Below are 20,100 nucleotides of genomic sequence, written 5' to 3' on the forward strand. Positions count from 1 at the left end.
TTTACCTTTACAAGCTCTCTAACCAAGCCTCATCTTTAATTTCGATACCTAGCTCCTGTGCTTTGGTCAATTTACTGCCTGCATCTGTTCCGGCAACCACAAGATTAGTTTTTTTAGAAACAGATCCCGCTACATTTGCCCCTAAAGCTTCTAACTTAGCTTTGGCTTCGTTTCGTTTCATTCGCTCCAATTTACCAGTCAGTACAACTGTCATACCCGATAGCGCAGCATTTTCATCTACTACTTGTCCGAGATAGGTTAAGTTTACCTTAGCTTCCTTAAGTTCGGCTAAAAGTTGTTGCGCACCCTCACTAGCAAAAAAAGTTGTCAAAGACTTAGCAATAACCTGACCAAGACCTTCTAGCGAAGCAATTGCTTCTTGATCAGCAAATGCTAGAGTTTCTAAATCACCAAATTTTTCTACTAAAATCTTACTTGCCTTACTACCTACATGGCGAATACCTAGTCCAAATAGGAGGCGTTCTGCTGAGTTGCTCTTAGAAGTTTGAATGGCTTGATAGAGCTTGTCAGCTGATTTTTCTTTGAAACCTTCCAAGGTCAATAGGTCATCAACAGTTAATTTATAAATATCAGCAACATCGTGTACCAAGCCTGCTCCAAAGAGTTTTTCAACGATTGAAGACCCTAGTCCTGCGATGTTCATGGCATCCCGACTTGCAAAATGTTCCAACTTACTCATCAGCTGGCTAGGACAAATAGGGTTGATACAGCGGAGGGCAACTTCGTCCTCATAGTGTTGTAGGTCGCTCTGACAAGACGGACAATGACTAGGAATGGGCATGATTTCTTGCTCTTTTCGATACTTGTCCACCACTTTCAGAACTGCTGGAATAATATCTCCCGCCTTATAAACAATGACCGTATCGCCAATACGAATATCTTTTTCGGCGATATAGTCTACGTTGTGCAAGGTCGCTCGACTGACAGTCGTTCCTGCCAGTTGAACAGGACTAAGATTGGCAGTTGGTGTCACAACACCTGTTCGGCCAACAGTCCAATCAACCGACAAGATTTCTGCTTCTTTTTCCTCAGCTGGAAACTTGTAAGCTACTGCCCATCGTGGCGCTTTTACTGTAAATCCTAGTTCTTCTTGTATAGCTAAATCATTTACCTTGATGACAACACCATCTATCTCATAGGGTAAATCATCTCTACGCTCTGCTATTTTTTCAATAAAATCCCACGTGTCATCAATCGACTCCGCCAAGCAATATTCGTGGTTGGTCACAAATCCCAGAGCATCCAGTTTCTCCAGTACTTGTGACTGACTAGTCGCTTCAGATGGACTAGCTTCTTGGTAGAGGAAGGTTGCAAGTCCACGCTGGGCCACGACACCTGTGTCTAATTGGCGAAGAGTTCCTGCCGCTGCGTTACGCGGATTAGCAAATTCAGCTTCCCCAGCCTCCTGACGCTGTTTGTTAACACGGTCAAAGGAAGCCTTTGGCATATAACACTCACCTCGGACAGTGATGTCCACAGCTTCGGGTAGGGTCAAAGGAATATCAGCCACTCGTTTGAGATTTTCTGTGATATTTTCACCGACACTACCGTCACCACGTGTAGCACCCACGACTAAATTACCCGCTTCATAGGTCAGGGAAATAGATAGACCGTCAATCTTCAATTCACAGATATAAGTTGCTTGAGGAAATTCCTTGCGAACTCGCTGGTCAAAAGCTTCTAATTCTTCACGAGAAAAAGCATCCTGCAAACTAAAAAGAGGATAAACATGACTATATTTTTCAAATCCGTCTAGCACCTTTCCCCCGACCCGATGGGTAGGACTATCTGGTAAAATCAGTTCTGGATGAGCTGTTTCCAGTTCTACTAATTCACGATAAAGCGTATCATATTCTGCATCTGATACGCTAGGTTTGTCCAATTGATAATACTCTTTAGCGTATTGATTGAGCACGCTAACTAATTCTGATATTCTTGTTTTCATAAGAATATTATATCATGATTTGAAGGTGCGAACTATATTTGCGCTTCAATAAAAACAGATTCCTTTAGATAATTTTTAGTAAAAAATGTATAATGTGTATATAAAATTTTTGGAGGTGCCCTATGGCTGTAACCTATAAACGACAAGATGATTTAGAAAAGATGCTGGAAGAATTTGCTTCATTTGAAAAACTGGAAGAAATTGAGTATCCTGATCCAAAATCAAAAGAAAATTCCGAGAAAAACAACTTGAATCAGGATAAAAAATAATATGTTCGGTCTTGATCAATTACCTACCTCCGTCCTACAGGCGGGGGCTATTTTCCTGTCTATCATGATTGAAGCCTTGCCCTTTGTGTTGATTGGAGCATTGATTTCTGGCTTTATTGATGTGTTTATCACCCCTGAAAAAGTCCATAAACTCCTTCCCAAGAACAAGTTTCTTGCCATTCTATTTGGAACCTTTATCGGCTTCATTTTTCCGTCTTGCGAATGTGGTATTGTCCCTATTGTCAATCGGCTATTAGAGAAAAAAGTGCCGAGTTACACTGCTGTTCCCTTTTTAGTAACGGCGCCTGTCATTAATCCTATCGTCCTTTTTGCAACCTTTACCGCTTTTGGCAATTCCCTACTTTTCGCCCTCTATAGAGCCCTAGGAGCCATCATTGTATCCCTAGTATTGGGAATCATTCTTGGTTTTTTCGTAAAAGGACAAATTCTTAAAGGAAGCAAGTTTGACCATCACCAGCATGATTATTCAGATAAAACCAGCTGGCAAAAAGTTGGCTTCGCACTTATTCATGCCATTGATGAATTTTTTGATACGGGACGTTACCTAGTCTTTGGTTGTCTATTTGCCAGTCTCGTACAAGTCTATATTCCAACTGCTGTCCTGACTACCATCGGTCACAGTCCATTAACAGCTATTATACTGATGATGTTGCTGGCCTTTCTTCTTTCCCTATGTTCTGAAGCCGATGCCTTTATTGGTGCATCCCTACTATCCAGCTTCGGATTTGCCCCAGTAATGGCTTTCTTAGTTATCGGACCCATGGTGGATGTTAAAAACTTGCTCATGATGAAACATTATTTCAAGGGAAAATTTATAGCCGGTTTTATCATTACTATCACTCTCGTTATTTTGGGATATAGTCTGATACTTGGAGGTGTAGTATGATTCGTTTTTTAATTCTTGCAGGCTATTTTGAGATGACCATGTATCTCTATATTTCTGGAAAATTAGACCAATACATCAATCTGCACTATAGCTATCTAGCCTATCTATCCATGATTTTATCTTTCATACTTGCCATCGTACAATTGTATGTCTGGGTAAAAGAAATTCGAGTACATAGCCATTTAAAAAGCAAAATTGCCAAACTATCAAGCATTGGACTATTGCTCATTCCTCTTGCTATAGCCTGGCTCTTTCCTACGGTAAGCCTGGATTCAACAACTGTTGCTGCCAAGGGCTATCATTTCCCACTAGCAGCAGAAAACGATGCTAATACACAAAACCAAGAAGGGACGACTGTTCAGTATCTCAAGCCTGATACTTCTATTTATTTTACAAAATCTGCCTATCAAAACCAGATGCGTGAAATTGCTGATAGATACTTGGCTGAAGAAACCATTGTTGTTACTAATGAAAACTATATGGAAGTGATGGAAGCAATCTACGACTATCCTACGGAATTTTCAGGAAAAACGATTGAAATGATTGGATTTGTCTACAATGACCCTGACAATAGCCAGCAATTTTTCCTTTTCCGCTTTGGTATTATTCACTGCATTGCTGATTCTGGGGTATATGGCTTACTCTCTACGGGGGCTACCACAGAATTTCCTAACAATACTTGGGTAAAAACCAGAGGAACAATCAAGGTTTCCTACCACACATCGTTGAAACAAAATCTCCCAACACTTGAATTACAATCGATGGTTCAGATTGAACAGCCAGATTCCCCGTATGTCTACCGTGTTTTCTAATAATCCCAACTCAAAAAGTGAATTTTCTGACAATTTGTGGTATACTATTAATGATATTCAACAGATAGGAATGAAATTATGTCATCACATGTATTGTTTACAATTTTTGGTGCTAGTGGCGACCTTGCCAAACGCAAACTTTACCCATCTTTATTTCGCCTCTATAAGGCTGGACACATCAAGGAAAACTTTGCAGTAATTGGTACAGCTCGCAGACCCTGGACCAAGGAATTTTTTGAGCAAACCGTCATTGAATCACTGGGTGATCTGCCTGACACACCACGTCAAGCTCATGAATTTGCTAGTCATTTCTACTACCAAAGCCATGATGTCAATGACACGGAACATTATGTAGCTCTTCGTAAATTGCAGGATGACTTATGTGAAAAATACGATACCCAGCACAACAAGGTCTTCTTCCTCTCTATGGCGCCTGAATTTTTCGGAACCATTGCCAAACACCTCAAATCTGAGCAGATTGTTGATGGACAAGGTTTTGAACGCTTGATTATTGAAAAACCTTTCGGAACTAGCCTTGCTACAGCTACCAAACTCAATGATGAATTGGCAGCAGCCTTCAATGAGGACCAAATCTACCGCATCGACCATTACCTAGGCAAGGAAATGGTACAAAATATCTTTGCGGTTCGCTTTGCCAATATCATTTTTGAGCATATTTGGAACCGCGATTACATCGATAACGTCCAAATTACATTTGCTGAAGCGATTGGTGTTGAGGATCGTGGGGGCTACTACGATCATTCTGGCGCCTTAAAAGACATGGTGCAAAACCATGCCCTTCAAGTTCTTTCCCTTCTAGCAATGGATAAGCCAGCCAGCTTCAAGGAGGAAGATGTCCGCGCTGAGAAAATCAAGGTCTTCCAACACTTGCGTCAGCCTTCTGACGAAGACCTCAAGCGCAACTTCATCCGTGGTCAATATGCAGCAGGTTCCATCGACGGAAAAGACTACGTTAGCTACTTGGATGAACCAAATATTGCCGAAGCTTCTCAGACAGAAACCTTTGCTGGAGGCGTCTTCTTCGTCGATACTGACCGATTCCGTGATGTTCCTTTCTTCTTCCGTACAGGTAAACGCCTGACTGAAAAAGGCACGCGCGTAACTATCACCTTTAAACATGCAGAAGATATTTTTGGTCAACCTTCTGAAGCCAATGTCTTGACCATCTTTATCCAACCAACAGAAGGTTTTATGCTTTCCATCAATGGTAAAGAAGTTGGTTCTCACTTCGCTCTTACTCCTGCCAAACTCAACTTCCGCCACAATGCAACTGCTCTTGGAAATTCACCCGAAGCCTACGAAAAACTATTTTTCGATGTCCTAAATGGTGATTCTACTAACTTTAGCCATTGGGAAGAAGTGAAAGCAAGCTGGAGCTTGATTGACCGCATTGTTGATTTGTGGGCAAGCAACCAAGTCCCACTCCACACCTATCCAGCTGGAACTATGGGACCTGAGGCAGCCTTTGATTTGCTAGAAAGCTACGGTTGCAAGTGGGTCTGGACACCTGATGTATGGTATCGTGAACGTGGCTTATTGAAATAGTCATTTGATTACTTCGTTAACTCGCTTTGCCGTACTCCACGAAAGTGACTTGCTTCGCATGTCTTATTTCCAACCTAGAATAGCCTCTAGGCTGTTCTAGCAACCTGCACCTCGTTGCCTTGTACTAAAAGCAAACTAAACGACTACATATAAAAACTGGAGCAATCCAGTTTTTTTCGGAGATATTTATGACTGAATTAAACACCATTCTCACACAACTCCAAGCAGCCAGCCATGCTGGCACCCTCAAGCGTTATGAAAAAATTGGTGAAACCAAGCCCTACTACGGCGTTCCAATGGGAGCTATTTCTGGTATCGCCAAGGCCTATAAAAATCGACTGGACTTGTTTGCTCAACTCTGGCAAACAGGGGTCCTAGAGGCACAATATTTAGCTATTCAAATTGCAAAAAATAAGCCAGACCAGCTGGCCCTAGCTGATTTAGAGAACTGCCTCAGTGAACAGGTTTCTGTCAATGTTCTCGATAAGCTGGCTTCCATTATCCTCAGCAAACGAAAAGACAGTAAGGATTGGGAAGAAATCTTACTTGCCAAAGACGAGGCCATCTTTAACAGACTTGGCTGGTTCCTCCGCGCCAAATACTTTGCTGGAAAAACAGCAACAAACCAAGAAATTGAAGAAATGCTAGCTTATATTAGCCAGCATTTACAAACCGCAGACCCACTTGTTCAATGGACCATGAATCAGTGTTTGGTGGAGATTGCGGTTGCCTATCCCGACTATCTGGAACAGGGACTTGCAATCGGTCAGGAACTCGCTGTCTATTCCGATATGAAGGTTCCAAAAGGCTGTACTTCTGCCTATGCACCCGACTGGATTGAGGCATTGCTGAGGAGGAAATGAGATGCAACATAAAGGAACTCAGATTTTAGAAACAGAACGACTGATTTTGCGCCCTTTTCAAGCAACAGATGTTGAGCCCGTTTTCCAAAACTGGACTTCAGATGAAAAGGTTACCACCTATCTGACCTGGCCAACTCATCAGACAATTCAAGACACCCAAGACTACATCCAGTTCTGTATCCAATCCTATTCACAGGAAGAAACATACAGGTGGGTAATCGAGCTCAAAGAAAGTCAGCAACCTATTGGAGATATTTCCGTCGTCAGTCTAGATGAACGGGTACAGGCTGCTGAATTAGGTTGGGTGTTTAGCAGACAATGGTGGGGCCAAGGCTATCTAGTCATTTAGTTTTTCTTTTATTACTTCGTTAACTCGCTTTGCCGTACTCTAGTACTGTCTGCAGCTCGTTGCCTAGTACTAAAAGTAAACTAAAAGACTATACTGCCCGAAGTCACTCGCTTTCTACTAGAAGAGGGCGGCTGTTTACTGATTACAGCTGTTCACGGTAGTAAGAACCGTCCGTCTGGTCGTGTCATGGAAAAAGTCGGTATGACCTACGAAGGCACTCTCCGCCAAGCCGCTCGAAACAATCGTGGCATTGTGGATATTGCCATTTACTCACTGTTGCATACAGATAGAAAAAGTCGCTAGTTCATTGAACTAACGACTTTTTTCTATACCAATCCTTCCAAAAGCCCACGCATAAACTCTTCGGATTTGAATTCTCCGATGTCATCTATTTTCTCACCGAAACCAATCAGTTTCACTGGAATATCCAGTTCCTGACGGATAGCAAGGACAACACCACCTTTTGCTGTACCGTCTAGCTTAGTCAAGACTAGCCCAGTCAATGGGGTAATTTTTGCAAATTCCTTGGCTTGACTGAGAGCGTTTTGACCTGTGGAAGCATCCAATGCTAAGAGGGTTTCATGTGGTGCATCAGGTAGGGTTCGTTTGATGATGCGACCGATTTTTTCCAGCTCTGCCATGAGGTTTTCTTTATTTTGCAAGCGACCTGCTGTGTCAATCATGAGAATATCCACGCCTTCTGCCACGGCACGTTTTACCCCATCAAAAACCACACTAGCTGGGTCTGACTTTTCAGGTCCTGTGACCACTGGCACATCGACACGGCGACCCCACTCGACCAGCTGGGCTACCGCACCTGCACGGAAGGTGTCCGCTGCGACCAACATGACCTTCTTACCAGCCTGCTTGTACTTGTAGGCTAACTTACCGATAGACGTCGTCTTCCCAACACCGTTGACACCAACAAAGAGCATGACGGTCAAATCATCTTGGAAATTGATCTGCTCGCTGAATTGACCATCTTTTTCGTAAATATCCACCAATTTTTCGATGATAACACGACGGAGTTCATCTGTCTTCTTGGCATTTTGTAGCTTGGCTTCATAGCGGAGCTCCTCTGTCAGTGTAGAGGCAACCTGCACCCCTACGTCTGACAAAATCAGCATTTCTTCCAACTCTTCGAAAAATTCTTCATCAACCGAACGGAAATTGGCAAAGAATTCGTTAAGCCTTGCCCCAAAACCTGTACGAGTTTTTTTCAAGGTTCGCTGGTACTTGTCCTGCTCACTTTCTTGCTCTACTGGAGCAACTTCCTCAACAGGCTCTTCCTTGACCTTGGTTTGAATAGCAGGGTCAAAGCCTTGTTCCTGCGCTTCCTTCACTCGAGCCGCAGCGGCTTCTTTGGCTGCATAATATTGAGCCATCATATCCAAAGTCCGTTGTTTTTGAGCTTCTTGCTCTGCTGAGAGGTCTGTATTCCCCGCAGGCTCCTCTGCAACAGCAGTTTCTTGAGTAACTGATTCAGTTTCAGCTGCTTCTGTATCTTCACTAGAATCTAACTGATCTGTCTCCACTTCTTCAACAAGAGCGACTTGCTCCTCTTGTTTTTCTTGTCCAAATAATCGATCAAATAATCCCATACTTAGTCCTCATTCAATACATAGTGCTCGATGGCCCAAGCAATGCCATCTTCATCATTGGTTCTTGGTAAAACGACGTTTGCTGCTGATTTGATTTCTTCAGTTGCGTTTGCCATGGCAACCCCTAAACCAGCCCATTCAATCATCGAAAGATCGTTTCCTTCATCGCCACAGGCCATAACTTCTGACTGGTCAATTCCCAGATGGGCAATCAACTTAGCCAAACCATTTGCTTTATGAACACCTTTTGGACTCCATTCGAGCAGAATATCACGCGATTTGAAAATCTCGAAGCGCTCGTGAAGTTCCGCAGGAATTTTTGGAATTTGTCCATCCAAAAAGTCTGCTGCCACAGCTGAAACTGCCTTATTGTAGACAAAATCTTCTGGCATTTCCTCATCGCTTGCCACAATTTTATTAAGCAATGGATTACAAGTTAGATAAAGTGATTCATGAGCTGATGGTAGAGAATAGACATCGCCACCATAGAGAACATCCAGAGGCAGGTCCAAGTCATTTGTCACACGACGGATGGTGCGCACATCTTCAATGGTGAAGCCAACCTTATCCAAAACTCGACCTGTATTTTCCTGGACTAGACCACCGTTAAATGTAATCGAATATTGATTCTCCCCTAGCAGATCTAGTTCTTCTAGAAAAGTGCCGATAGCTTGTAAAGGACGCCCTGTTGTCAGAACTACATGAACTCCACGCTCACGCGCTGCCTGCAAGGCCTTTTTATTAGCTTCTGAAATCCGTTTGTCCGATGTCAGAAGTGTTCCATCTAAATCCAATGCAATCAACTTAATTGCCATTTACTTCCTCCTCTAAATAGGCTAATACTGATCCATCATTGCAATGACCAATAATAGAATCTGCCTGGGCCTTCACTTCCTCTCTTGCATTTTCTGTCGCAAGAGCCAGACCTGCAAAGTCAAACATATCTAAATCATTTTGATTATCACCAAATGCCACTACATCCTGACTGGTAATTCCAAAATGAGCACAGAGATGGCTCAATCCAACTGATTTATTTGAACCATTTGGAATTATATCAATATTGTCAAAACCAGTTGTCATGGCCGTTACACCTTCAAATGTATCATTTAACCATCGTCTGGCATCGTCCATTTCCTCAGGAGAAAATTTGGCATTGATTTTTATAATCTCTTCTCGAACTTCTTCAAATGTGTCTACCAATCGAAAATGTGCGTAATAATTCGTCATCGCTTCTAAAAACTGAGGCTCAGCATTTTTTAATAAATAAAAGTTTTCGAGTCCAGACAGCACCATGGACTGACTGCTACCAAAGGGACCTGCATCAATACCCGCGATAATCGGCAGATAGATTTCAGGACTAATTGGATCATCCATAAAGATAGTCTGCCCCTGATATTCAACGATTGAACCATTTTCTGCCACAAAACCGATTTCATCTACAAAATCTTCAAAAACAAGTTTCAGGCTTTGCATAGATCGCCCACTTGCTGCCACAAATAAATAACCTTTTTCCTTAAACTGATTCAGTATACGACGAAACCGTTCCTTATCAAAACTATGGTCTTCTCGTAAAAAGGTACCATCCATATCACTGGCGTAAATTTTGTTAATCATAATTTCTCCACATCTTTCAGCTTAACGGAAACAATCTTTGACACACCAGATTCCTGCATGGTCACCCCATACATGGCATCCGCTGCCGCCATGGTCCCTTTACGGTGGGTCACGACGATAAACTGACTCTCCTTATCAAATCGGTTGAGGTAGTCGCCAAAACGTTTGACATTGGCCTCATCCAAGGCTGCCTCCACCTCATCGAGAATTACAAAAGGAATGGTCTTAACACGGATAATGGAAAATAGCAGAGCGAGGGCCGAAAGGGCTTTTTCGCCACCTGACATAAGATTGAGAGATTGAATTTTCTTACCCGGAGGTTGAACTGAAATCTCCACACCCGCAGTCAATAGGTCACCTTCTGTCAAAATCAAATCCGCTGAACCACCGCCAAACATTTGTTTGAATGTCTGCTTAAAGCTTTCACGAATAGCTTCAAAAGTAACCTTGAAGCGCTCTTTGACTTCATCATCCATCTCGTGGATAGTATCTAGTAGTAAATCACGCGCCGACAAAATATCTGTCCGTTGCTCATTGAGGAAGGTCAGACGGTTATTGACCTCGTCATACTGCTCAATAGCATCCAAATTGACTGGGCCCAAAGCACGAATAGCTCTTTCTAGGTCTTTGAGGCTTTGTTCAGCAACTGCAAGATTCTCAACTTCCTTGGCCTGAGACTGGGCAGCTTCAAAACTCAATTTAAAATGCTCGGTCAAATTACCAAGTAAAGTCCGTAATTTATCGCCCACTTGCTCATAATCCGCCTCTAACTTAGCCTGCTTACGGATCAAATCATCATTCTTAGTCCGAGCTTGTTGCAATCTTTCTTCCAAGTCTTCAAACTGCCCATCAATATCTTCCAATTCAAACTTTAAGCGAATTAGAATCTGATTGGTCTGGTTCTGCTTATCAGATGCGGCCTGCAATTGTTCTTCAAGAATCTCAATACTAGTATCTTCAAGAGCTTCTAGCTTCTGGTCAATCATATCCTCTAAAAGAGAAATTTCCTTATCTGCAACCACTTTTTCTTCTTGCAAACGTCTCAAATCTGTCTGTTCAAAACGAAGTTGGCTAGTCAGTTCAGCCTGTTCCAAAGTTAGTTGACCCTTCTGAGTCTGTAGTTTCTGCAAGCTTTCTTGAATACTGTCGCGATTATCACGAACTTGATTGATTTGTTGATCCAAGGCTAGTTTTTTCTCATTCAAGGCTTGGACATTTACTTCTTCCTTAGCAGCAGCCTCTTCTAGCTCAGTCAAAATGGTCGGACTAACCTGACTCATTTGCAGGTCATACTGGGCTGATAGCTGAGCCAGTCTATTTTCTGCCTGTTCCTGATGAATCCTTGCGCTCTGCTGGTTCAATCTAGCTTCTTCCCCCTCCGCCTTAATCGTTTCCAAGGTTTCTCTGGTCTGGTCTAAGCTAGTTTTCTTAGCTGCAACCAAGCTTTCTTGCTCCTGCAACTGGCTAGACAGCTCTGCTATTTCTCCTAAAAGAGCATCTAGTTCTGGTTTGATAAAGGTCGTGCTGTTATTTCGATTGCTACCACCAGCAAAGGCTCCACCAGGACGGATTTCCGCTCCATCCATGGTCACCATACGCACTTGAAACTTGGTCGCACGCGCCGCCTGGTTGGCATGGTCAATGCTATCAAAAATCGCAATAGTACCTAGCAAATTTTGGAAAATCGCATCTAAATTTGGCTGATAAGTCACCAAATCACTTGCAAGCCCCAAGAATCCTTCTGAAGATTCTAGTAAAGAGACTTGCAGTCCAGAAAGCTGACGTGGCTTGATAGTTGTTAGAGGTAAGAAGGTTGCCCGTCCTTGCCGTTTTTCTTTCAAAAATGCGATAGCTCGTTTAGCAGTCGCTTCATCTTCAACGATGACGTTTTGACTAGCACCGCCAAGAGCAATTTCCAAAGCCGTTTGGTAACGAGTATCAAAGGTCAATTGTTCACTGACTGCTCCAATAATTCCTCCTAAGCTTGGTGCCGCCTGTAAGACAGCCTTAACCCCTGCGTAGAAATTGGAGTGATTTTTTAAAATAGCTTCTAAACTAGACTGGCGAGCCTGCTTACCTTTCAACTGATCCAGCAAATCAAACAAGCGACCTTGCTCAGCCTGATAAGCAGTCTGGGTTTGATCCAATTCTGATTTTTTGGTCTGATAGCTCTCAAGTAACTGGCGTAACACGTGATCAGCTTCTTCTAAACTTTTCCGACTCTTATCAAGTACTTCTTGAGCTGTTTGTTTTTCCGTCTGCAAGCGTGCCAAGTCTTCAGATTTACTCTCAGAAAGACTGATTTGATTGGCAATATCCTGCTGAATCTTGGTCAGACGGTTTGAAGCTTCTGCCTCTTCCTGCATCAGAGCAACATACTGTTCACGCAGATGATCTAAAACCTGATCAGGATCTTCTGAAAAGTAGGAAATTTCTTTGTCTACCGCAGCAATATCGTCTTTCAAGCTAGACAAGGAACTATCTAATTGCGTAAGCATTTCTTGCTTTTGCTCAATCTGTTCTGCCAACTGCTCTCGTCTAGTCAACAAGTTTTCCAAACGCGCCTGCGCTTCTTGACGACTTGATTCGTTTTGACTAGATTCCAGTTTATGGACCTCAATTTTTCGCTCCAAATCACTGATTAACTTGGTCAAATCCAACAGAACTGCCTGTTCACGCTCCAATTGTTCTGAAAGGCGGTGGCGCTTCTCTTTCAAGTTCTGATTTTCTTGCTCCAGCTCAGAACGCTGTTTGTAGTAGCTAGTCAATTCAGTTTTGACAGACTCTAGTTCGGCTTCTTTTTCCGATAACTTTTCCTTACCAAGCGACAACTGAGCCACCAAAACATCTAAGTATAATTCCTTACGTTGACCATCTAATTCTAGAAATTTCTTAGCAGTTTGTGCCTGTTTCTCCAATGGTTTGACCTGATTATCCAATTCATAGATAATATCATCCAAGCGGTCCAAGTTGCCCTGGGCCTGTGCCAACTTACTTTCTGTTTCTTTTTTACGCGTCTTGTATTTTAAGACCCCTGCAGCCTCCTCAAAAATAGCACGGCGTTCCTCAGGCTTGGAATTGAAAATTGCTTCAACCCGCCCTTGTGAAATGATAGAGAAAGAATCACGTCCCAAGCCCGTATCCATGAAAAGATCATGAATATCCCGTAGACGAACCTTTTGCCCATCAATCAAGTACTCACTATCACCAGATCGATAAATGTGGCGTTCTACCTTGATTTCTTTCTGTTTATTGGCGATAAAACCTGTGCTATTATCCAAGGTCACGACAACCGAGGCATAGTTAAGAGCCTTGCGACTTTCTGTTCCCGAAAAGATGACGTCTGGCATCTTGCCTCCACGTAGGCTTTTTGCAGACGACTCTCCCAAGGCCCAACGTAGACTTTCTGTAATATTGGACTTGCCAGAACCATTCGGCCCTACAACAGCAGTCACTCCACGATCAAAGACTACCTTAGTCTTATCCGCAAAGGACTTGAAGCCCTGCATTTCAATTGATTTTAGATACATACCTATCCTCTAGCCTCCACAGCATTTTTGGCGGCGGCTTGTTCAGCTAATTTCTTAGAACGACCACGACCACGACCAATCACACGCTGGTCTGCAGATACCTCCACTTCAAAGGTCTTATCATGGGCAGGTCCAGACTCAGCTATTACTTGATACGAAATAGCAATCTCACCATTGACCTGCAAAATTTCCTGCAAAGCAGTCTTATAGTCGGTCACGCGTTCAAAATTCCCTTTTTCTAAACGAGGAATCATGACCTTATGGATAAATTCCTCCACGGTCTTTTCCCCCTTGTCCAATAGCAGAGCTCCTAAGAACGCCTCGAAAGCATCTCCTAAAATAGTATCGCGATTTCGCCCTCCAGACTTCTCTTCCCCCTTACCAAGACGAAGAAACCGATCAAAACCACAGGCCCGTGAAAAACTCGCTAAAGATTCTTCACGAACAAAGGTCGAACGCAACTTGGACATCTCACCTTCGGGGCTATCAGGATATTTTTGATAGAGATATTTGGAAATCATCAACTGGAGAACAGCGTCTCCTAAAAATTCCAAGCGCTCATTATGTGAAATTTTTAGAAGGCGATGCTCATTGGCATAAGAAGTATGGGTAAAAGCCGTCTCTAATAAATTCAAATCCGAAAAATCAATCCCAAAATCAGCCAATAATTTTGCATGTAAATCTTTCATCTATATGCTCCTTTCTAACTTAAACGAAATAGATGGTTTACATTTACTCCGTCCTAACATTATACCATATTTTCCACTGGACTTCTCTTGTCAACTAAGTTTCAGCCAGCACCTCTCCACATCTTTTTGCAAACATTTACATATTCATCAGATTTCGATAAAATAGAAGAAAAAAAGAAAAACGTTAGCATGCAAAATAAAACAAAACCACTTAATACATCACTCCTCTCCCTCATCCAGTTCATCGGAGCCATTCTCGTTATCGCCCTCCATTGCCGCAGGTTATTTGAAGCAGAACAGCTCCACTTCATCCAAAAATCAATCTTTAGTCGCATGGTCGTTCCCTACTTCATGGTCACAGCCAGCTTCTTCCTCCGACGCAACTACCCCAGTCTCCCCAAACAATACCTCATCCGCTACAGCAAACAATACCTGACCTGGTCCGCCCTCTACCTCCCCTTCTACCTCATCTACCTAACACTCCAAGAAATCCCCCTTCACTACTATCCCCTCGCTCTCCTAGTCGGCCTGACCTACACTGGCACCAGCTACCAACTCTGGTACATGCCCGCCTTCTTGCTCGGCCTTGTCCTCGTCCATTTTTCCTTGAAGAAATGGGGCTGGCGCATCACAGCTTGTTTAGCCTGCCTTCTCTATCTTCTAGGCTCAGTCGAAACCTACTCCTCCTACCTGGCAGAATCGGCTTTACTAACCGCATTTGACAATTACAAAACCTTCTTTTTCACCAGCCGCAACGGCCTCTTCTACGCACCGATTTTTGTCCTGACAGGCTTTTATCTAGCCGACAAACTCAATCACCCCATTTTCCAATACCGACAAAAAAACAAACTACTTGTCTGCTCAGCCCTTTTAGCTTTTGAAGCCACTGTCATCTATCTCAAACAGGGCTACGACAAGAACTTTCTATTTAGCCTGATTCCATTCACAGCCTATCTAGTCGCCTGGACCCTAACCACAGATCTCTTCCGCCAGAAAAAATTCCAATTTCTCAAAGGATACGCCAGCTATTATTATTTTATCCATGTTATCCCAGTGGAAATCAGCTTTTTCTTCCTAGAAACTAGTTCCCTGACCAAAATACAGCAAGGTTGGCTGGTTTTCTTTATCACCATCATCACTTGCCAACTGCTCAGCTGGTTAATCATTAATACTCAAAGAAAATCAAAAACAGACTAGCTCCAACAGTCTGGGAATAGACTGTTGGAGGTCGGAAATTAGACGAACTTGGTTCGTGACCGTAAGATGCGGATAGAACACTGTTCCTTATTATATTTCAAGGGAACAGGCTGAAAAGATCCACTGGACCTTTTCACTCATCAAATCAAGTCAACAACGTCTGATTTTGATTTTCGAAGAATATAAGCACAAAAGAACCTTGTAAGACTTAACTTACAAGGCTTTTTTACAAATCAAAATCCTCTTTCAACTTATCAATCACCTGTAGGAGCAGGTCACGATTGACACTGTATTTGACATTCTTGTCTTTAGCATTAAAGAGAAGCAGGTCGCCGTTAATCAGTTTCTGGGTGTGGAAAGACACTGCCGCCCCTGTAATAGCCAGGCGTTCTGCAATGTCCTTGCTCTTGGCATGAGGCTTGGTCAGCTCCACCAAGACCTGATAGCGCGTGCTGTCGCTGATGACTTTAAGAGCCGTTGTCAAATCATCCAGATCCAGCTCGTCATTTGACAGCATAATCTGATCAATTCGACAGGAAGCTAAAAGAGCGACTTTCATATAGTCAAATTGTTCATTGCCATAATAAGCAAACCAATAATTCCACGGACTGAGAACGAAGAATTGAGCATTTTCAACACTCAAAGCATCCAAGCTAGTCATGGATAACCGCTTGGACTCTTGATAGAGTTTTTCAATGTCAAATTCATGAGCAAATTTTTCACGCTCCGCCCTTGCCAGCTCAAAATAGGGCTGATAGATTGGGAGCAGCTTATCCAAGAGATGGACAGACCGCTGAACTGTTTCCAAAGGATTGCGAATAGCCAGTGACCAGTACCACTTATCTGCCGGCTTTTTATCCGTTTTTTCCAAGAGTTCCATGAGGCTAAGGGTCTTCTCACGATGTCCGTCATTTTCAGACGCCAACATGGTTCGCATGGCATCTTCTACTTCTTCTTGCGATAAGGCCAAGATCAGCTGACAAGCCTCCTCGACTGTCTTTGGATCCTGTCCTTGATCCAAGAGGTAGAAATACAAGGTGTGCAGGATTGTAAAGATATGTCCCCAGACAAAGACTTGATTGACTTCCTGACGAAAATCTGCCAACTTTTCTTCAATCTCATCACGAATGTCCAAGGCATCTTTGAGAATGTCTTTTTCTTTCTGTGAAAAATCCGCCTCAATCGGTTCCTCACGCTCCTTGACAATTAAAGGAATAAAGAATTTTTCGACAATCTCGCTTCTATAATCTCGGTAATCTAATTTCATAGTTTTCTTTCTAAATATTCACTAATGACTTTGCAGGTTTAGATCCTGTAAGAATAGTATAGCTTACTAGTCCCACAGAAAGCAAGAGGAAGATGAGAGAAATACTTGTCGCAGAAAGCACCGTCACCATAATGGCAACCAGAGCTTGACCTGCTACCATACCAATCTGGCAGAAAGCATCAATCCCTCCACCGACTGTCGCTAATTTATCTTCTGGCAATTCATTCATAACCAGAGCACTCATTTTTGGATTGAAAATTCCCAGTGTCACTGCCGTTACGAAGATCACTGCCAATACCACATAAATATTGTGAAGAAAGAAACCTGAGAAAAGTAAAACAGGCATAAGAGTAGAAAACTTGAGGAGGTTGACCAAGCTAACATTTTTGAAAAGAGCCATACCGATACTTGACCCCAAGATACTACCAACTGAGAATAGAATGGAAATCAAAGCAACGGTTGTTCCTGCATTGACAATCACAAAGTCTGAAAACTCCTTCATATTAAGAATTGCTAATGGTGAGAGGGCAGTAAAAATCGCATTCAAGCTTGCAATGGTAATGATTGACGCTTTAAGAACAGGAATATTCTGCACGGCTTGGTAGGAATCTTTGATACTCTGACCAATTCCCTTGATAAGTCCTGCTTCTGTTTCGGTTTGTTCAACTTCTTGGATAGGACTCTCTTTCAACAACTTGGCAAAAGCTGGACGCAAACCTGCCATAATCGCAAGACTGAACAAGAAGGTCCCAGCGTTGAAGAAGGCTAGGTTTTGATAAGACATAAATCCGATCAGGATGGCACCACTGGCTTGAAAGGCGATCTGCAAGAGATTTTTAACAGTCATTTTAAAAGCCATAGCTGTTTCACGGTCTTCAGCAGCCACTACTCGCAGGCTGACTGGCATATAAAGGCCATTTTCATATTGACCCGACAAATCAGACAAGAAATTGATGACACATACGACTGCTACAATCCACAGGGCTGGGGAAAATCCCATCAAGAAGCCAACAAAGGCATAGAGACCGACACGAACCACCAGAGTTGCAAGAATGGTATCCAATTTGTTTTTGGTCTTGTCTGCCCAAATCCCGATGAAGAGGCCTGCCAAAATCGGCAAGGTTTCAGATACGGTAATCATAGCTAAGGCAAACTTGGTATCTGGCAAGAGTAAAACATAGTTCATCAAAGCCAGATAGTAAAGCGTATCTCCAAAGTTAGAAATCAAGTCCGCTACAAAGCTGGACAGGAACAATTTATTGTTGACTAATTTTTTCATAAGAAACTCCTTTTAATTTAATTAAACATTTGTTTAATATTATTTTACACTTTATTTTAATAAAGTCAATACTTAATTTTATAAAAATTAAATATTTTTTAAGCAATTGTTTAATTTTTGTTCTATCTGACTTTTTCTTGACAAGATTAGCACAGTTTGTTATAGTATTGTTCGGGCACCTCTTTTGAGAGGTCGGAGAAAAGGCTCCCTAGTTTTAGGGAGCTATTTTTTGTTTTCCCAGAGAATAATACATATTTGGAGGACATATTTATAATGAAAAAAATCGCATTTGATTCAACTAAATACTTGAATTTGCAACGTGATCACATTTTAGAGCGTATTGCCCAATTTGAAGGTAAACTCTATATGGAATTTGGCGGAAAAATGCTGGAAGATTTCCACGCAGCCCGTGTTTTACCTGGCTATGAACCAGATAATAAAATCAAACTCCTCCAAGAATTAAAAGACCAAGTAGAAATTGTCATCGCCATCAATGCCAGCAATATCGAGCATTCTAAGGCACGCGGCGACCTAGGCATTTCTTACGACCAAGAAGTCTTCCGCTTGATTGATACATTTAATGATATTGATATTTATGTTGGTTCTGTGGTCATTACCCAGTACCGCAATCAACCAGCCGCAGACGCCTTCCGCAAACAGTTGGAAAAACATGGTATCAAGTCCTATCTCCACTACCCAATCAAGGGTTATCCTTCTGATATCGACCACATCATTTCACCAGAAGGCATGGGCAAAAATGACTACATTGAAACTAGTCGCAATCTCGTAGTTGTCACCGCACCTGGACCTGGTTCAGGTAAATTGGCAACCTGTATCTCCCAACTTTACCACGACCAACTGCATGGCGTAACATCAGGCTATGCCAAGTTTGAAACCTTCCCAGTGTGGAACTTACCACTCCACCATCCCGTTAACTTGGCCTATGAAGCAGCAACTGCTGACCTGGACGACCTCAACATGATTGACCCCTTCCATCTTCAAACTTACGGTAAAACTGCGGTCAACTACAACCGTGACATCGAGGTCTTCCCTGTCCTCAACCGTACCTTTGAACGTATTTTGAACAAATCACCATACGCCTCACCGACAGACATGGGGGTTAACATGGTGGGCTATTCTATCGTAGATGAAAAAGCTGCTATTGAGGCTTCCAAGCAAGAAATCATCCGCCGCTACTACCAGACCTTGGTTGATTTCAAGGCAGAGCGGGTGAGCGAGCAGGCAGTTAAAAAGATTGAACTCCTCATGAATGAAGTCGGTGTGACACCAGCAGATCGTAAGGTTGTTATCGCTGCGCGCGAAAAAGCAGAGCTGACAACTAGCCCTGCCCTTGCTATTCAGTTGCCAACTGGAGAGATTGTAACAGGTAAGACATCCGACCTCCTTAAACCAACTGCAACTGTCCTTCTCAATGCCATCAAGCAAATTGCTAACATCGATGATGAAACACTTCTCATCGAACCAAACTACATCCGTCCAATTCAAGAATTGAAGGCAGATTATCTGGATAAGACCAATACACGACTCGATGCAAGTGAGATTCTTAACGCCCTTGCCATTACTGCACAAGACAGCCCTCTTGCTGCACGTGCCATGAAAGAATTGGGCAAATTAAATGGTAGCGAAGCACACTCAACTGTTATCCTTTCTGATGAAGATAAGAGTGTCCTTCGTAAATTAGGTATCAATCTCACCTTTGATCCAATTTACCAACATAATAAGTTTTATCATGCTAAATAAACAAATCTTGTTCTAATCTCATTTTGAGGTTAGAACTTTTTTCGTGATTGAATGGTTGCCTGTATATAAGAAAAAAAGGCTGGGACAAAAGTCCTGGCCTCCTTAGTTTTTTTCAATAGTTAAACTTGACGCAGTGGTTGAGTGGGCTCTAATTAGGGAGTGGGAAAGAACTCGACCAGTTTAAAAAGAGTTCGTCAACAATTTTTCGTTTTAAGTTGTTGAGCTGAAACAGTCTATCCCCAGACTGTTTCACTCCCACCCCCACACAGCTCAAACTGTCTGGGAGACAGTTTGAGGTTGGAGATGAAGCGAACTCTGTTCGCATCAGTCGTATAGGTCAGATTTGGAGTGTGAAACACGAACAAATCTGCCAATCAACCACTGCGCTGAGATGTTGACACGAACTCTGAGAAGCGAGGCTGGACTTTCT

Annotated in this window: 16 protein-coding genes; 8 read left to right on the forward strand and 8 right to left on the reverse strand. The window is 42.6% G+C overall.

The window, feature by feature from the left end; genetic code table 11:
• Positions 1-7 precede the first annotated feature (7 nt).
• Positions 8-1,966, reverse strand: coding sequence for an NAD-dependent DNA ligase LigA (ligA, locus tag PHA78_RS06785; protein ID WP_272157880.1), 1,959 nt, complete (start codon positions 1,964-1,966; stop codon positions 8-10).
• A 122-nt stretch (positions 1,967-2,088) separates the two neighbouring features.
• Between ligA and PHA78_RS06790 the strand changes: the two genes are divergently transcribed.
• From PHA78_RS06790 to PHA78_RS06815, 6 genes are all read left to right on the forward strand, one after another.
• A complete protein-coding gene (locus PHA78_RS06790) occupies positions 2,089-2,235 on the forward strand; it encodes an SPJ_0845 family protein (protein WP_002936026.1) in 147 nt (48 codons plus the stop codon).
• Between the two features lies 1 nt (position 2,236).
• Complete coding sequence (locus PHA78_RS06795) at positions 2,237-3,142, forward strand: permease (RefSeq protein WP_105182337.1); 906 nt, start codon at positions 2,237-2,239, stop codon at positions 3,140-3,142.
• Positions 3,139-3,954: a TIGR03943 family putative permease subunit gene (locus tag PHA78_RS06800; RefSeq protein WP_099831484.1), complete on the forward strand. Its 816-nt coding sequence runs from the start codon at positions 3,139-3,141 to the stop codon at positions 3,952-3,954. The genes PHA78_RS06795 and PHA78_RS06800 overlap by 4 nt, the downstream gene beginning before the upstream one ends.
• A 78-nt stretch (positions 3,955-4,032) precedes the next feature.
• A complete protein-coding gene (zwf, locus tag PHA78_RS06805; protein ID WP_044668739.1) occupies positions 4,033-5,520 on the forward strand; it encodes a glucose-6-phosphate dehydrogenase in 1,488 nt (495 codons plus the stop codon).
• 188 nt (positions 5,521-5,708) lie between these two features.
• Positions 5,709-6,383 (forward strand): DNA alkylation repair protein, encoded by a 675-nt coding sequence (locus tag PHA78_RS06810; RefSeq protein ID WP_099807120.1) that lies wholly within the window; start codon positions 5,709-5,711, stop codon positions 6,381-6,383.
• 1 nt (position 6,384) lies between these two features.
• Positions 6,385-6,732, forward strand: coding sequence for a GNAT family N-acetyltransferase (locus tag PHA78_RS06815; protein ID WP_238139806.1), 348 nt, complete (start codon positions 6,385-6,387; stop codon positions 6,730-6,732).
• 326 nt (positions 6,733-7,058) lie between these two features.
• Here the strand turns inward: PHA78_RS06815 and ftsY are convergent, their stop codons facing one another.
• From ftsY to rnc, 5 genes are read right to left on the reverse strand one after another with little or no spacing between them, the layout of a single operon-like run.
• Positions 7,059-8,333, reverse strand: coding sequence for a signal recognition particle-docking protein FtsY (gene ftsY, locus PHA78_RS06820; RefSeq protein WP_004299108.1), 1,275 nt, complete (start codon positions 8,331-8,333; stop codon positions 7,059-7,061).
• 2 nt (positions 8,334-8,335) lie between these two features.
• Positions 8,336-9,148 (reverse strand): Cof-type HAD-IIB family hydrolase, encoded by an 813-nt coding sequence (locus PHA78_RS06825; RefSeq protein ID WP_105128202.1) that lies wholly within the window; start codon positions 9,146-9,148, stop codon positions 8,336-8,338.
• Positions 9,138-9,947: a Cof-type HAD-IIB family hydrolase gene (locus tag PHA78_RS06830; RefSeq protein ID WP_172100795.1), complete on the reverse strand. Its 810-nt coding sequence runs from the start codon at positions 9,945-9,947 to the stop codon at positions 9,138-9,140. The genes PHA78_RS06825 and PHA78_RS06830 overlap by 11 nt, the downstream gene beginning before the upstream one ends.
• On the reverse strand, positions 9,944-13,477 hold the full coding sequence (smc, locus tag PHA78_RS06835; RefSeq protein WP_272157881.1) for a chromosome segregation protein SMC: 3,534 nt from the start codon (positions 13,475-13,477) through the stop codon (positions 9,944-9,946). The genes PHA78_RS06830 and smc overlap by 4 nt, the downstream gene beginning before the upstream one ends.
• Positions 13,478-13,479: 2 nt before the next feature.
• Positions 13,480-14,166 (reverse strand): ribonuclease III, encoded by a 687-nt coding sequence (rnc, locus tag PHA78_RS06840; RefSeq protein WP_024377267.1) that lies wholly within the window; start codon positions 14,164-14,166, stop codon positions 13,480-13,482.
• Between the two features lie 189 nt (positions 14,167-14,355).
• Between rnc and PHA78_RS06845 the strand changes: the two genes are divergently transcribed.
• Complete coding sequence (locus tag PHA78_RS06845; RefSeq protein ID WP_105182342.1) at positions 14,356-15,363, forward strand: acyltransferase family protein; 1,008 nt, start codon at positions 14,356-14,358, stop codon at positions 15,361-15,363.
• 226 nt (positions 15,364-15,589) lie between these two features.
• Here the strand turns inward: PHA78_RS06845 and PHA78_RS06850 are convergent, their stop codons facing one another.
• Positions 15,590-16,630 (reverse strand): ArsR/SmtB family transcription factor, encoded by a 1,041-nt coding sequence (locus PHA78_RS06850; RefSeq protein ID WP_105182343.1) that lies wholly within the window; start codon positions 16,628-16,630, stop codon positions 15,590-15,592.
• A gap of 10 nt (positions 16,631-16,640) precedes the next feature.
• Entirely contained in the window at positions 16,641-17,909 is a 1,269-nt protein-coding gene (locus tag PHA78_RS06855; RefSeq protein ID WP_105182344.1) for an MFS transporter, read from the reverse strand.
• 273 nt (positions 17,910-18,182) lie between these two features.
• Between PHA78_RS06855 and PHA78_RS06860 the strand changes: the two genes are divergently transcribed.
• On the forward strand, positions 18,183-19,670 hold the full coding sequence (locus PHA78_RS06860) for a DUF1846 domain-containing protein (protein WP_105182345.1): 1,488 nt from the start codon (positions 18,183-18,185) through the stop codon (positions 19,668-19,670).
• Positions 19,671-20,100 lie beyond the last annotated feature (430 nt).

It is taken from the genome of Streptococcus sp. HN38, assembly GCF_028335765.1.
GTDB classification, from domain to species: Bacteria; Bacillota; Bacilli; order Lactobacillales; family Streptococcaceae; genus Streptococcus; species Streptococcus suis_P.